Origin of the sequence: Acinetobacter sp. WCHAc060025 (genome assembly GCF_004209355.1) — a bacterium.
In the GTDB taxonomy this organism is placed as follows: Bacteria; Pseudomonadota; Gammaproteobacteria; order Pseudomonadales; family Moraxellaceae; genus Acinetobacter; species Acinetobacter wuhouensis.
On record NZ_SGSX01000002.1, the window covers coordinates 247,165 to 261,388 of the forward strand.

At 36.5% G+C, this 14,224-nt stretch carries 12 protein-coding genes; 9 read left to right on the top strand and 3 right to left on the bottom strand.

The window, feature by feature from the left end; genetic code table 11:
- Window positions 1–196 precede the first annotated feature (196 nt).
- From EXE09_RS02780 to dnaX, 5 genes are all read left to right on the top strand, one after another.
- Entirely contained in the window at window positions 197–1,588 is a 1,392-nt protein-coding gene (locus EXE09_RS02780) for a 3-oxoacyl-ACP reductase (protein ID WP_130116267.1), read from the top strand.
- 146 nt (window positions 1,589–1,734) lie between these two features.
- Window positions 1,735–2,589, top strand: coding sequence for a MaoC family dehydratase (locus tag EXE09_RS02785; protein ID WP_130116268.1), 855 nt, complete (start codon window positions 1,735–1,737; stop codon window positions 2,587–2,589).
- Between the two features lie 93 nt (window positions 2,590–2,682).
- Complete coding sequence (locus tag EXE09_RS02790) at window positions 2,683–3,945, top strand: serine hydrolase domain-containing protein (protein WP_130116269.1); 1,263 nt, start codon at window positions 2,683–2,685, stop codon at window positions 3,943–3,945.
- Between the two features lie 155 nt (window positions 3,946–4,100).
- Window positions 4,101–4,850, top strand: a complete 750-nt coding sequence (locus EXE09_RS02795) for a hypothetical protein (protein WP_087554194.1) — start codon at window positions 4,101–4,103, stop codon at window positions 4,848–4,850.
- 67 nt (window positions 4,851–4,917) lie between these two features.
- Window positions 4,918–7,062: a DNA polymerase III subunit gamma/tau gene (dnaX, locus tag EXE09_RS02800; protein ID WP_130116270.1), complete on the top strand. Its 2,145-nt coding sequence runs from the start codon at window positions 4,918–4,920 to the stop codon at window positions 7,060–7,062.
- Between the two features lie 74 nt (window positions 7,063–7,136).
- Here the strand turns inward: dnaX and EXE09_RS02805 are convergent, their stop codons facing one another.
- The 3 genes from EXE09_RS02805 to EXE09_RS02815 all read right to left on the bottom strand — a co-directional run bounded on the left by EXE09_RS02805 (window position 7,137) and on the right by EXE09_RS02815 (window position 10,075).
- Complete coding sequence (locus EXE09_RS02805) at window positions 7,137–7,571, bottom strand: acyl-CoA thioesterase (protein WP_130116271.1); 435 nt, start codon at window positions 7,569–7,571, stop codon at window positions 7,137–7,139.
- 138 nt (window positions 7,572–7,709) lie between these two features.
- Window positions 7,710–8,519: an OmpW/AlkL family protein gene (locus EXE09_RS02810; protein ID WP_130116272.1), complete on the bottom strand. Its 810-nt coding sequence runs from the start codon at window positions 8,517–8,519 to the stop codon at window positions 7,710–7,712.
- Between the two features lie 401 nt (window positions 8,520–8,920).
- Window positions 8,921–10,075, bottom strand: a complete 1,155-nt coding sequence (locus EXE09_RS02815; RefSeq protein ID WP_130116273.1) for an iron-containing alcohol dehydrogenase — start codon at window positions 10,073–10,075, stop codon at window positions 8,921–8,923.
- 120 nt (window positions 10,076–10,195) lie between these two features.
- On the opposite strand from EXE09_RS02815, the gene EXE09_RS02820 reads away from it, so the two are divergent.
- The 4 genes from EXE09_RS02820 to EXE09_RS02835 all read left to right on the top strand — a co-directional run bounded on the left by EXE09_RS02820 (window position 10,196) and on the right by EXE09_RS02835 (window position 14,044).
- Window positions 10,196–10,708: a low molecular weight protein-tyrosine-phosphatase gene (locus EXE09_RS02820; RefSeq protein WP_130116274.1), complete on the top strand. Its 513-nt coding sequence runs from the start codon at window positions 10,196–10,198 to the stop codon at window positions 10,706–10,708.
- 79 nt (window positions 10,709–10,787) lie between these two features.
- Window positions 10,788–11,816 (top strand): UDP-N-acetylmuramate dehydrogenase, encoded by a 1,029-nt coding sequence (gene murB / locus EXE09_RS02825; protein WP_130116275.1) that lies wholly within the window; start codon window positions 10,788–10,790, stop codon window positions 11,814–11,816.
- A gap of 12 nt (window positions 11,817–11,828) precedes the next feature.
- Complete coding sequence (locus EXE09_RS02830) at window positions 11,829–13,013, top strand: YdcF family protein (protein ID WP_130116276.1); 1,185 nt, start codon at window positions 11,829–11,831, stop codon at window positions 13,011–13,013.
- Complete coding sequence (locus EXE09_RS02835) at window positions 13,013–14,044, top strand: alpha/beta hydrolase (protein ID WP_130116277.1); 1,032 nt, start codon at window positions 13,013–13,015, stop codon at window positions 14,042–14,044. Before EXE09_RS02830 ends, EXE09_RS02835 begins: the two co-directional genes overlap by 1 nt.
- Window positions 14,045–14,224 lie beyond the last annotated feature (180 nt).

Consider the following 14,224-nt stretch of genomic DNA (forward strand, 5'->3'; position numbering starts at 1 on the left):
TAACATAATCATCTATGGGCTGAATTGACTATAATGACATTTGCATATTCTTTCAGGTCAAGTCATCATTATTGCAACTCAAGTATTATTAAACTGAAACTTATGGAACATTTGTATGATAAGTATCTGAGATTGCATTGAAGTTAAAAGATCGCTTAGGTTCCATATACAATTAATTAGATGAGAGATAAGAAACATGTCTGACCAATACCAAGCATTTGCAAAATCTCCAATTGGTAAATTTGTCATTAAAAATTTAGGTTTGCCATCACCGATTCAATTAGAGCGCTTTGAGTCGCCAAATCCTGTTGTAAAAGGCGCTGTTTTATTTGGTGCGGCACCAAATAGCCAATTTTCAGGTGAAATTGCACAGGTTCTCAGTAATATCCATGCAAATACCTATGCAGGAAATAACGCAGAACTACAACAAGCTGCTGCAAAGTCTGGTTTAAATGTGGGTGCTTTTAACGAAGGTGATAAAGAGTCTAAATTCAAAGCAGTGGTTTTCGACGCTTCTGGTATTCAAAACTCAGAACAATTAGATGAACTTTATAAATTCTTTAATCCAGTTGCACGTCAAATTGCAACTTCTGGTCGTGTGATTGTGATTGGTTTAACACCAGAAACTGCACCAACGATTAAGCAAGCAATTGCACAACGTGCATTAGAAGGTTTTGTTAAATCAGTTGGTAAAGAGTTTAAAAAAGGTATCGCTGCCGATTTGATTCTTGTGGATGCGGATGCAGGTCAAAATTTAGAATCAACTTTACGTTTTGCGATTTCTCCACGTTCTGCTTATGTATCAGGTCAAGTGATTCGTGTATCTAAAGGCAATGTTATCGATGTTGATTGGGCAAAACCTTTAGCTGGCAAAACAGCTTTAGTGACAGGTGCAAGTCGTGGTATTGGTGAAGCGATTGCACATGTATTGGCTCGTGATGGCGCACATGTTATTTGTTTAGACGTTCCGCCACAACAAGCTGACCTTGATCGTGTTGCGGGTGAAATCGGTGGTTCTACATTAGCCATTGATATTACTGCTGCGGATGCAGGTGAGAAAATTAAAACAGCTGCTGCGGCTCAAGGCGGTTTAGACATTATCGTTCATAATGCAGGGATTACACGTGATAAAACTTTGGCAAATATGAAGCCTGAGTTATGGGATCTTGTGATCAACATTAACTTGTCTGCTGCTGAACGTATTAATGACTATTTATTGTCAAATGATGGCTTGAATGCAAATGGTCGTATCGTTTGTGTATCATCGATCTCAGGTATCGCGGGGAACTTAGGTCAAACTAACTATGCAGCATCTAAAGCAGGTGTGATTGGTTTAGTTAAATTTACTGCACCAGTGCTGAAAGATGGTATTACGATTAATGCTGTTGCCCCTGGTTTCATCGAAACACAAATGACTGCTGCGATTCCTTTTGCAATCCGTGAAGCAGGTCGCCGTATGAACTCTATGAGCCAAGGCGGTTTACCAGTCGATGTTGCTGAAACGATTGCATTATTTGCATCTACAGCATCTACAGGTTTAAATGGTAACGTTGTACGTGTATGCGGACAAAGCTTGTTAGGGGCTTGATCAGTCGCTTTATTCCCTCTCCTTGAAGGAGAGGGTTAGGGAGAGGTGGAGTTTAATTACGATACATTTCGCCTTTCCAGTTTTCTCCTTAGTCCATTGCTCAGGAGAGAAAACGTCATAAAGATAAAATATTTCAAAGGTCTAGTATGAATACTCGCCATTTTAGTCAACTTCCAAAACCTTATTTAGCTTATCCAAAAGTAATACAAGGTTTGATTTTTAAAAAACCGAAAGGTGAAAAGGTTCTACCGCAAGTTGAATATGTGGTGGATTCGTTCAAAGTCGATCAAAAACATTTAAAAGCCTACAACGAAGTGTGTGGTTTTAAAAATAATGGATATATTCCTGCGATTTATTTAGCGGTTTTATCGCAAAGTTTGCAAATGCATATGATGACAACAGAAGCATTTCCATTTGCAATCTTAGGTTTGGTGCATATTCGTAATCAAATCAAACAAACCCGTAAAGTGGGTGTAAATGAACAGTTGACCTTGTCTTGTAAATTTGGCGAGTTAAAGCCACATGATAAAGGTGTGCAGTTTGATTTTATTACCACAGCAAAAGTGGGTAATGAAGTGGTGATGGAAGGTTTAACGACTTATCTTGCACGCCAAAAGACGGATGGCTCTGTTACTGAAAAAGCCAAAGAAATGAAAGAACCAAACTATCAAGTACAAGCAGTTTGGAGTGTTTCTGAAAATACAGGTCGTCGTTATGCAATGACTTCTGGTGATTTCAACTTGATTCATATTCATGCTGTAACGGCTAAAGCGTTTGGTTTTAAACAAGCAATTGCTCACGGAATGTGGAGTAAAGCACGTGTCTTGGCAAGTTTGAATTTGGCAGATGCTTATGAAGCCGATGTTTTCTTTAAACTACCAATGTATTTGCCATCAACCGTAGAATTTTTAACTGCTGAAACAGGAAAAACTACAGATTTCATGATCCGTAATCAAAAATCACAAAAACCGCATGTTTCAGGTATAGTCAAAGCAATATAATTTACCATAGTATAGGAAGCCTAAGTCGAGATGATTTAGGCTTTTTTTTTGGAATAAAAAAGTAAACGAAAATTGATAAGAATGGGCAGGACGATGAGTGGTTTAACGGATATTATTTTTGCAAATACCAAAAATTATCAAGGCGTTGTAGATGAGCGTTTTCAAGATTTAGCAACTCAATTTAGTCGTTTACAGGATGGTCGGATTGAGCATGGTGGTGCTGCACTGACCGTTTATTTTCAAGGTCAAAAAGTTGTCGATATTTATACGGGTAAAAAATCTCAAACAGAACAATGGAATGATCAAACCCTTTCTGTCTGTTATTCCACAGGTAAAGGCATTTTGGCTACACTTGCACATATTTTAGTGAGTGAGGGCTTGGTTGATTATGATCTTCCTGTTGTAAATTATTGGCCTGAATTTGGGCAAAATGGTAAGGAAAAAATGACTTTACGTCATATTCTGAGTCATCAAAGTGGTTTATATGATATTCGTAATATCATTGAAAGTGCTGTTGAAATGGCGGATTGGCAACACATGCTGAATGTTATGGAACAGGCGACACCACGCTTTGAAATCGGTGAAGATATTGCCTATCAAGCCATTACTTTTGGCTGGTTGGTGGGTGGTGTATTAGAAAAAGCAACGGGGCGAACATTAACAGATTTAATGCAAACGTATTTGGTTGAACCTTTACAGTTAGATGGTGCTTATTTTGGTGTGCCTGAGCATGAGTTGTCTCGTGTTGCGCGATTAATTCCAAAAAAGCAAAGTACAGCACCTGCCCAAGCGGAATCAAAAAAACCTAAAAGCAAACAAAAAAAAGCATCCTTCTCAGATAAATTGGCGGAAATGACAGGGCAAAATCCGCAAGATTTTTTAGATGCGATGGTGCCTAAAGGCATGCGTGATTTTAGCTTTTTTAGTGATCAAGGTTTGCAAGCGATTATTCCTGCTGCCAATGGCGTATTTAGTTCAAATAGTTTAGCGAAAATTTATGCGATGATGGCAAATAAAGGTGAATGGGACGGTAAGGTATTTATTCGTCCCGAAATTTTCGCTGAGTTAAGCCAGATCCAATCGATTAAACGTGATCGAGTGATGCCAATCCCGATGAAGTGGCGTTTGGGTTATCATCGTGTCATTACGATGGGGAAACGTGCCAAAAAAGGCTTTGGGCATATTGGTTATAATGGTTCAGGTGCTTGGTGTGACCCGCAACGTAAACTCAGCTTTGCTTATACGCACAACTTTGCGATTGGTTCGATTACAGGGGATTATCGGCTATGGGGATTAACTCAAGAAACTTTGCGCTGTGCAGATAGATTGGTTAAAGGTAGTAAAGGCTGGTTTTAAGCAGTTGTTTAAATGCTTGGGTTGATGCCTGAAATTTAAAATCGGGCATTCCTATAATGTTTTTGATTTTTCAACATGGTAGTAAAAAATATGGCACTTTACGATTTATAGATGTTGTGTTAAAAAGATTCAAAATAACTATTGATTTCAATTGAATGATTAAAAAAGAATTTTCGATTTCAGAATTATTTGGTATCTTGTCAGTTGTAGCATTAACAATATCTGTGTTAGCTAATACATACTTTTATTATTCATTAGATGCCATATGGGTAATGTCGGTTTTGTCACCAACATTTTATGTTATGGATATTATAAAAGTCATAACAGCGCTGAGTGTTGTCATTTTTTTTAATGCATTTTTTGTTTATCAATATAAAGCATTAACAGTGAGATTTTATAAGTACGTAAAGAAGAAAAAAGTCATTGTAAAAGATCAAAATATTAAAGAAACCACTCAGCTTATAAATAAAAATCAAAAAAAATATGAGCTTGGAAAAATTCTTTTTGTATTGCTTGCTTATGCAGTGATACTGTGGTTATTCGGAATCATTTTTAAAAGTTCAGGTCAAGTTATTTATTTTAGTGAATTATTGTTCATTTCAGTGCTAGTTGGGGGGATGTTGACTATTTTTTCAGATAATCAGATTAGAAAAGATAAAGAGATAGTAATTTTCATTATGATTTTTATGTCTTTAATTGCCACTTGTTTTGTTGCAGATACAAAATTGAAAAGGCTTAATGAATCTGCACCAATTACGATATTAAAAAACAAAGATAAAGAGAATTGGATTATTGTTGATAGTTTTCAAGATAAGGCGATTCTTCTCAATCAAACAGCAAAGCACAACATCATTAAAATCGTCAAATTTGAAGAAATTGATCGAATTATCTCTCATAAGAAATAACTCTATAGTTCTTCATTCACTAATCATCAAAAAAACAGTATCCTTATAGCTATAATGAGGAGCTTTCATGTATCAGGTACTTGCACGTAAATATCGCCCACGCAACTTTAATGAATTGGTTGGACAAAACCACGTATCACGTGCGTTAACCAGTGCTTTAGATCGTGGACGTTTACATCATGCATATCTGTTCACGGGGACACGTGGCGTAGGTAAGACCACAATTGCACGTATTTTGGCGAAATGTTTAAACTGCGAAACTGGTGTGACTTCTACGCCGTGTGAAGTGTGTGCAACCTGTAAAGCTGTCAATGAAGGGCGTTTCATTGACTTGATCGAGATCGATGCTGCTTCACGTACCAAAGTTGAAGATACTCGTGAACTCTTGGATAACGTACCTTATGCTCCTACGCAAGGTCGTTTCAAGGTTTATCTGATTGATGAAGTACATATGCTGTCAACGCATTCATTCAATGCTTTGTTAAAAACATTGGAAGAACCGCCTGAGCATGTGAAATTTTTATTTGCAACGACAGATCCGCAAAAGTTGCCGATCACAGTAATTTCACGTTGTTTGCAATTTACCTTACGTCCACTTGCTGTTGATGAAATTACTCATCACCTCACCAATATTCTCAATAAAGAAGAAATTCAATCTGAACAAGATGCGATTTGGCAAATTGCTGAATCTGCACAAGGTTCATTGCGTGATGCACTATCTTTGACGGATCAAGCGATCGCTTATGGTCAAGGTGCAATTCATCACCAAGATGTTAAAGAAATGCTGGGGTTGATTGATCGCACCATTATTTATGATTTGATCTTAGCGATTCATCAAAATCAGCGTGAACGTGTAAGCCAATTATTGTTGCAATTCAGACAGCAAGCTTTAGATGTTTCATTGGTTTTAGATCAGTTTATTTCAACCTTGCATGAATTGGCAATGTTGCAATATTTGCCTGATTTAAGTTTGAAATATAGTGCTGAGATTAATCAAAAAATTATGGCTTTATCGCAATTGGTTTCCGCTCAGGACTTACAATTGTATTACCAAATCGCATGTAAAGGTCGTGCTGAATTGCAACTTGCTGTTACACAAGAGCAAGGTTTTGAAATGACGGTGTTGCGTTTATTGGCATTTCGACCAATTCAAGTCAATGAAGTTGTGGTTTCGCAACAGCAAGTTTCTCAGCAAATTGAATCAAATGTTGTTATTGAAAATAGCTCATCTTTAAATAGCGCACCGTTAAATCGTGAAGCGGTGCAAGCATTACCAGTTCAAGAGGTTCAATTACAAGACTCATCATCTTTTGATCCAAACTTAGAAGAAGCAGAAGATGAATTGTCGCAGCAACCTGTTACTGATCATGAGCTAAGTAGTGATGATTATTTGGATGAAGAAGTTGAAAATTCAAATGATCAATTTACGAATGTACAGAATGAAAATATTCAGCATTTAGAACAATCGGAAAATGAACAGATTGTTGCGGACGTTCAAAGTGTTATTGTTAATTCCGAAACACAGCAGATACAGCAAGTCGTGCAAGTTGAAGCGGCAGAACCAAGTTTGACTTTATTTGGTGGTGAAATATCACCTCAACCTGTGGTGCCGGATCAAACTCAAGATGTTTTCTTTTTAGCGCCTGAGTCTGATCGTGAAATTGCTGATTCAAGTGTAGTTGTTGAAAATGCTGTTCAGAAACATGCTCAAACAGTTCAGCAAGATCATTCACAACATGAAAGCACTCAGACTCAAGTCACTACAACACATGTAGTTCAATCGAGTCATCATCAAACGCCACAAGAAATTTTAAGCTTACAGCCTCAAATTCTTGAAGGTGAGTGGACGGTGGATAAGTGGGAATATTGGTTTAGAAATAGTTCGCTTTCTCCTGCTGTGCAAGAATTGGCGCAACATGGTTTGATGATCGGTACGATAAATGGTCAATCTACGTTTCAAACTTCAAAACAATATGAGAACTTACTCAACCAGACTCAACATGATCTTGAGGCATCACTGAAACAACAATGGTCAAGTACCGTATTTAATGTGCAATATGGTGAAGTTGAGACAATTACGCCGTTTATGATGCAACGTGAGCGGAAGGTTCGTGCATTTGATCGTGCATCTGAAATGCTTCATCAAGAGCCTATTGTGAAAAGTTTAATGGAAGCATTTGAAGGTCAGTTGGAAAATATACAACTGAAGTAATTGAGTCTGCTTGATATTGAGATGAAGTCATAAAAAAGCCTGTACTTAGTCAGGCATCTTTATTGATGTATTATTTATTTGATTAAATAATTTTTTAAAGCATCTCGCATTTCTTGTGGAATAGAGGTGCTTTTTTTAGTTGTACGTTCTACAAACACATGGACAAATTGACCTTGTGCAGATGCTTCACCTTTTCCTTGTTTGAAAATGGCGAGATCGTAAGTCAGTGAAGAGTTTCCGATTTTTGCAATTGCAACACCAACTTCAATGATTTCTGGATAAGTCAGTTCTTCTAAGAAATTACATGATGAATTGACCACTAAACCGATAATTGGTGAGTGATGAATATCAAAGCCTGCTTTTTGAATGAGTAGAACATTTGCAGCAGTATCGAAATAACTATAATAAGTCACGTTATTCACATGTCCATAAATATCGTTATCTGCCCAGCGGGTTTGAATCGGGAAGAGAAAAGGGTAATCCGCACGATTTTTTATTTCAGGTTTCATTTGAGTTTTACATTTGGATATTATCTTTATGTTTTAACCAAATTAGTAAATGGATTCAAGTTTTTAGTTTTATTTATGACATAAAAAAGCCTATTCAGTTTAAGCGAATAGGCTTTAAGCTTAATTGATGAAAATCAATTAGAAACGGTAACCTAGACCTAAATAAGTCACGATTGGTTTAATTTCGATGTCGCTTTGACCTGAAATTAAAGTCATCGAACCACCAGTGTATGGGTTTGTACCGTTGACATTCAATTTCGCTTTTGTTGTTAGATGAGCATAAGAAACTGAAGCTGTTGCATACCAATTTTTATTGATACTGTAATCAATACCTAACATTGCAACTGGTGCTACAGCATCATCAACTTTAACTTTACCCAATTGTGGATTGAATGGGGCGAGTTTAGTAGCTTTTAATGCATCATTAATTGCAGAATCAGTTTCTACATTTGAAAAGTGTGCATACATTAAGCCTGCACCTACATAAGGGCGGATTTTATTGTTAATGGATCCAAAGTGGTAACGTGCAGAAATCGTAGGTGTATAGGCATCAGTCGTTGCCGCTTTATCAAATTGATTTAAATCAAGTATCGTTTCATTTCCAAGCTTAATAGCACCTTTGCCTGCAAGCTTCATCTCAGGCGGAACACCCAAAGTTAATTCTAATGAAACGTTATCATTCACAAAATAATCAAGCATTAATCCTGCTGTATCAGCGTCTTGTACTTCAAAACCAGCATCAGGATTGGCTGCTTGTAGATTTGCCATAGCTCCTAATAATGGTGAATTACCAGTTTTACCATAGACACCTTGACCGCTACTTTGTGGCATTACATGTAACCAACCAGCTGATACACCAAATGTTTTGCTATCTGAAGTTGCTGCATGTGTAACCGTATTTAAGCCGAATGCGACTAAAGGTAAGATCGCGATGCTGAGTTTTTTCATAGAATGATTTTCCGATGCTGTAAGTGATCTTAATTTTCCGATTAAGATGGACAGCGATTCTAGAGTAATTATTTTAAAAATTAAATGAAAGAGAAATTAAAAAACAACCAGTTAAGATGTAATTAATCTATTGATTTGTAATAAATTACTGAAAATATAATACTTATTATTAAATGTCTGTAGATTTGATTTATTTTAAATGGTTAAAAAATAGATGATTATTTGGCTGTAATTTCAACTTATTGTTATTTTCATAGTATGAGAAAAGATTAATAAAGAAGCAGTTGGTTTTTGCTTGATTGGGAAGCTAAGTCTGGATGAGTTAGAACTTTAGGGGATAAAAGCTTATTGATGAGTCTGAATTCATCAAAAAGCTTTACCTCCTTACTATAAGAACGGTGTTAATAAATCGCTTGATAAATTTTCAGAGCATCTTCTTGTTGCATTGCTCTTGGATTATTTTGCAAAAGTCGTGTTTGTAACATCGCATCATTGGCTAAAGTTTCAAGTTGATGTTCTTGTACATTTAAATCACGTAGTTTTAAGGTTAAACCGCTATTGTCTAGGTGGCTTTGCATATGATCAATAAAGAGATCACATAAACCTTCGATGCTGCCTTTACTATATGGATTTAGCCATTGCATCAGTTCTGCATAATATGTTTTTGCTTCAGGCGCATTGAATTTTAATACTTCAAGTAAAACGAGAGCATTGGTATGCCCATGCGATAAATGAAAATGCCCACCCAAAGGATAGGCAAGTGCATGCACAGCACCGACTGGCGCATTGGCAAAAGCCTGACCAGCAAGCATCGAACCCAGTAGCATATTTTGACGTGCTTCTAAATTTGAACCATTTTCTAAAACTAATTTTAAATTTTTATTCAACAGTTTGAGTGCTTGTTTGGCAAGCATGTCCGCATAAAAATTCTTTTTAATCTTTGAAGTATAAGCTTCGATCGCATGCACCATCGCATCTATACCTGTTGCCGCGGTGATATGTGCAGGTAAGCCTGTGGTGAATGCTGCATCTAAAATTGCTACATCAGCATATAAGATGGGTGCAACAATGCCTGTTTTGGTGGTTTCACCTGTGGTAACGATAGAAATAGGTGTTACTTCAGAACCAGTACCTGCTGTCGTAGGAATTAAGATTAAAGGTAAACGAGGACCTTGGGCATTATTCACCCCATAGATTTCTTGAATGGTCTGAGTTTGTTTTGGATTTGCCAATATTGCAATCAGTTTGGCAACATCCATTGAGCTACCGCCACCAAAACCAATCACCACATCGACATTTCTTTGTTTAGCAAACTCAACGGCAGATAACACAATGCTCTCAGCAGGATCAGCTTGAACTTCTGAATAAATTTCATACTCTATTTGAGATTGTTCTAATATTTCTAAAATAGGTAAATGGAGTGAATGTTGAATCATTCCTGCATCGGTTACAATTAAGGCTTTCTGATATTTATGGGCTAAAATATTTTTAAGTTCTTGAATCGAACCTACCCCTGAAATGATATTGGCGACAGTCTGAAATTGAAAATGACTCATGTGTATTATCCTTAATCTATCATCACAAATTAAACATTATTGTTTTACAGTTCTATAGGATTCGCTTGCTAAATAACTTAACATAAGACTTTATAAAATAAATGATCATTTGAGGTTGTTATGTCATCCAAAACGCCATACAAAGTTTTATGTGTGTGCTTGGGAAATATTTGTCGTTCTCCAACAGCTGAAGTGGTGTTACGACATTTTTGTGATGAAAAACAATTAAATGTTATTGTTGATTCGGCGGGTACAAGTAATTATCACCCGAATAAAGCTCCAGATAGTCGTAGTCAAAAACATGCAATAAAAAGAGGCTATGATCTTTCTTCTTTAAGAGCTAGACAGCTAAAAACACAGGATTTTTTGGACTTTGATTTAATTTTAGCGATGGATCATGAAAATTTTGATGATATCCAAGATTTGTTAAAACAAGCCATTCAACAGTTTAGTGCAAGTCAAATAAGGTCTACAATTGCATTGATGAGTGAACATGATCAGCAATATCCGCAACAAGCCTTACCCGATCCTTATTATGGAGAAGCAGACGGTTTTGAACGTGTGATTGATCAATGCGAGTCAAGTAGCCAAGCTTGGGTCAATGTTTTGCAACAGCAATTTCAATATAAATAATTGATTGAAATTCAATTATCATTTTACAAGGTGATTTTAGCAAATTGCTTTAGAACATCGTTAGGAAATAATTTAGATAATGAATATTGAATCTCAGGTTCAACTAAAGCCATTCAATACCTTAAGTTTGAGCGCAACAGCTTCTCATTTTGTTAAAGTTCAATCTGTTGCTGAACTTGAAGAAGCTTTGCAATTTGCTCAACAGCAAAATTTAAATGTTTTACTCCTTTCAGGAGGCAGTAATATGATGCTTCCTGAACAGATTCATGCACTTGTGATCGCGATAGATATTCAAGGTATTGAGTTATTCGCAGAAGATGAAAATACTGCAATCCTCAGAGTGGGGGCGGGTCAAGTTTGGCATGATTTTGTGTTATGGACGACGGAACAGAAAATGTATGGTTTACAAAATCTCGCATTGATTCCGGGTTTAGTTGGCGCGTCACCTGTACAAAATATTGGTGCTTATGGTGTTGAAGCAGGCGAGTTTATTGAATCTGTTGAAGTTTATGATCGTCAAAGTAAGCAAACACAGCACATTCAGGCGGTTGATTGTCAATTCTCATACCGACATAGCATTTTTAAAGATGATCCAAATCGTTATGTGATCACCCATGTTATTTTTAAATTATTAAAACATGCTGATTTAAAAATGAATTATGGTGACTTGAAAGCTGCGATGGGAGATGAAATTACGCCTGAAAACTTGCAAAAACAAGTGATTCAGATTCGCCAAAGTAAATTACCAGACCCAAAAGAATTTCCAAATGCAGGGAGTTTCTTTAAAAATCCAATTATTAATCAACAAGATTTTACACAATTAATTGAAAAATTCCCTAATATTCCACATTATCCTCAAAAAGATAATCAAGTTAAAATTGCCGCAGGTTGGTTGATTGATCAGTCAGGTTGGAAAGGTAAACGGCTCAATCAAGTAGGTATGTTTCATAAACAAGCTTTAGTACTGGTAAATTATGCTGATGCAACATTGAAAGATGTGAAAGCAACTTTTCAAGCGGTACAGAAAGATGTTTATGATAAATTTGGTGTACATTTAGAACCTGAACCTGTGCTTTTTAATGAGCAAGGTTTAATTCAAAACCATTAATAGAGTAAGTTTATGGTGAAACAACATTGGATGGTCAGATTTGTACGAATAGTTGCGATACTATTCGTCTTATTGAGCTGTCTGGTGGTTTTTTGGTATACACCATTTTACTCCAATATGATGGTGAAAATTCTAAATCATGTCGTTCCTGTTGAAGTAGATCAGGTTGCAGCGCAAAGTCAACAAAAGGCAGCATTGTCAGAAGAAAATACACTTGAACCAGGTTCTGACTTATGGATTGCACGTCAAGCGTATTTGAAACTTTTAGATGAGGAAATAAAAAGTAAAAATGCACAAGATTTAATGTTGCTACAATTGAGATATAAAGCCTTACAAGAAAAAATTTCCCAAGAACAAAAAAGTGAAGAACAAGAGCAGGATAAACCTGTTATTCCTTTACTTTCAGAACAAGTCAGTTCTGAACAAGCAAGCTCAGAGGCGGTGGCTTCTGGCGTTGTGAGTGATCAGTCAAGTGAAACTGTTAAAGCGTTATTGGATTTAAATAGTGAAGACAATAAAGCTTTAATGGATGAATATTTGAAATTCTTAAAAACCCATCAAATCGATGAAGCATTATTGATGGGAGATGCGGTTGCGGTTGATGCAGAATTGGCGAGCTCACAAGTCACTGATGTTGTTGAAAATGGTTCTGATGCAAATGAACAAAATCGAGAGAGTTTAAAATCAAGCCAACCCTATGCAATTGTTGTTTTGGGTGGTGGATTAACACTCGATAAAAATCAAAAAGATATTATTGTAAATGAATATACACGATTAAGATTGGAAACAACTTTAGCACTGGAAAAGCAAAATAAACTCCCCATCGTTTTGAGCGGCGTAGAAGCGCCTTATATGCAAAAATGGTTAGCCGAACGTGGTGTGGAAGCAAAACTGCTCGAAAACCGCAGTATGAACACTTGTGAGAATACACGGTTTAGTTCATTACTTTTACAAAAGAAAGGTGGAGCGCCAACAGTACTCTTGGTGACAGATCGTTATCATATGCCTAGAACAAGACGATTATTTGCACTTAGTGGTATAGAAACCATTCCAGTTAATGCGCCAATGCCGACGCAACTTAGTGAATGGCAACCAAGCAAACAAAATTATGATCATAGCCGTCGTGCAAATTACGAAACATTAGCAACAATCCGCGATATGTTGTTCGGGTCAAGTGGCTGTAGAGAGGTGCCTTAATGGCAGATATTCCATTTTTAAATCCAACGATTTTAAAGCAACTTGATTTACCTGTACCAAATCGAGATACCACACCATTATTATTAGAAGCATTAAATTTAAATCGTGAATATATTGCCAATAAAGAAATTAAGTCTTATCAACGTTTGTATGGTTTTGATCAGCTAGATTGTCAGCACTGGCAAGGCTATATCAAAATGCCTTTGTTTAAACTTCATGTACAAGTGTTTAAACCTAAAACTGAAAAAATAAAAGGCAGTGTATTTTTACTTCATGGCTACTTAGAACATAGTGGTATTTATCAACCGATTATCAAAGAAATATTAGAGCAAGGCTTTAGTGTCATCACCTATGATTTACCTGGGCATGGTTTAAGTGATGGGTCACCTGCAAATATTAAAGACTTTGATCACTATCAGCAGGTTCTACATTCAGTTTATCAATATGTTAAAAATTCAGCACAATTGCCAAAGCCTTGGTTGGGAATTGGACAAAGTACGGGTGGTGCGATTTGGATGCATCATTTACTTAAATATGCGCAAAAACGTGAAAACCCAATTGTAGAGCGAGTATTATTGCTTTCACCTTTGGTGCGTCCTGCAAAAACAGCGTGGTGGCATAACTCGATTGGTCTAGGCATTATTCGACGAATAAAAAAAGAAGTGCCACGTCATTTTAAAAGAAATAACCATAATCCTGAATTTCTACGCTTTGTTCGTTTAAAAGATCCTTTACAACCAAGAATGATGGGAATGGATTGGATTTTAGCGATGTCCAAATGGATGCAGGAAATGGAGGATTATCCGAAATGTCGTATTCCTGTTTGGTTGGCTCAAGGTGCACAAGATCAGACTGTTGATTGGAAATACAATATTGATTTTGTTCGACGTCAATTCAGATTGCAAACTTTATTGATTTTAGAAGAGGGTTCACACCAACTCATCAATGAGCGTGCAGATATTCGTGCTGCACTCACAGGTCTTATCCCAGCTTTTTTACATGCCCAATCGGGTGGGGACTACTATGAATAATATTTTTAAATAGATGTTATAGGTTTGATTTAAATAAATTGACTAAAAAATAGATGAATAATGTCCTTTTTAGATTATTTTGTTTGAAAAATAATCACACGATGGTTTTTGTTGAAAATAGGGCTTGCGTTAGTTTTGAAAATCTATAGAATGCACTGCATCCCGACGCGATACAGCAAG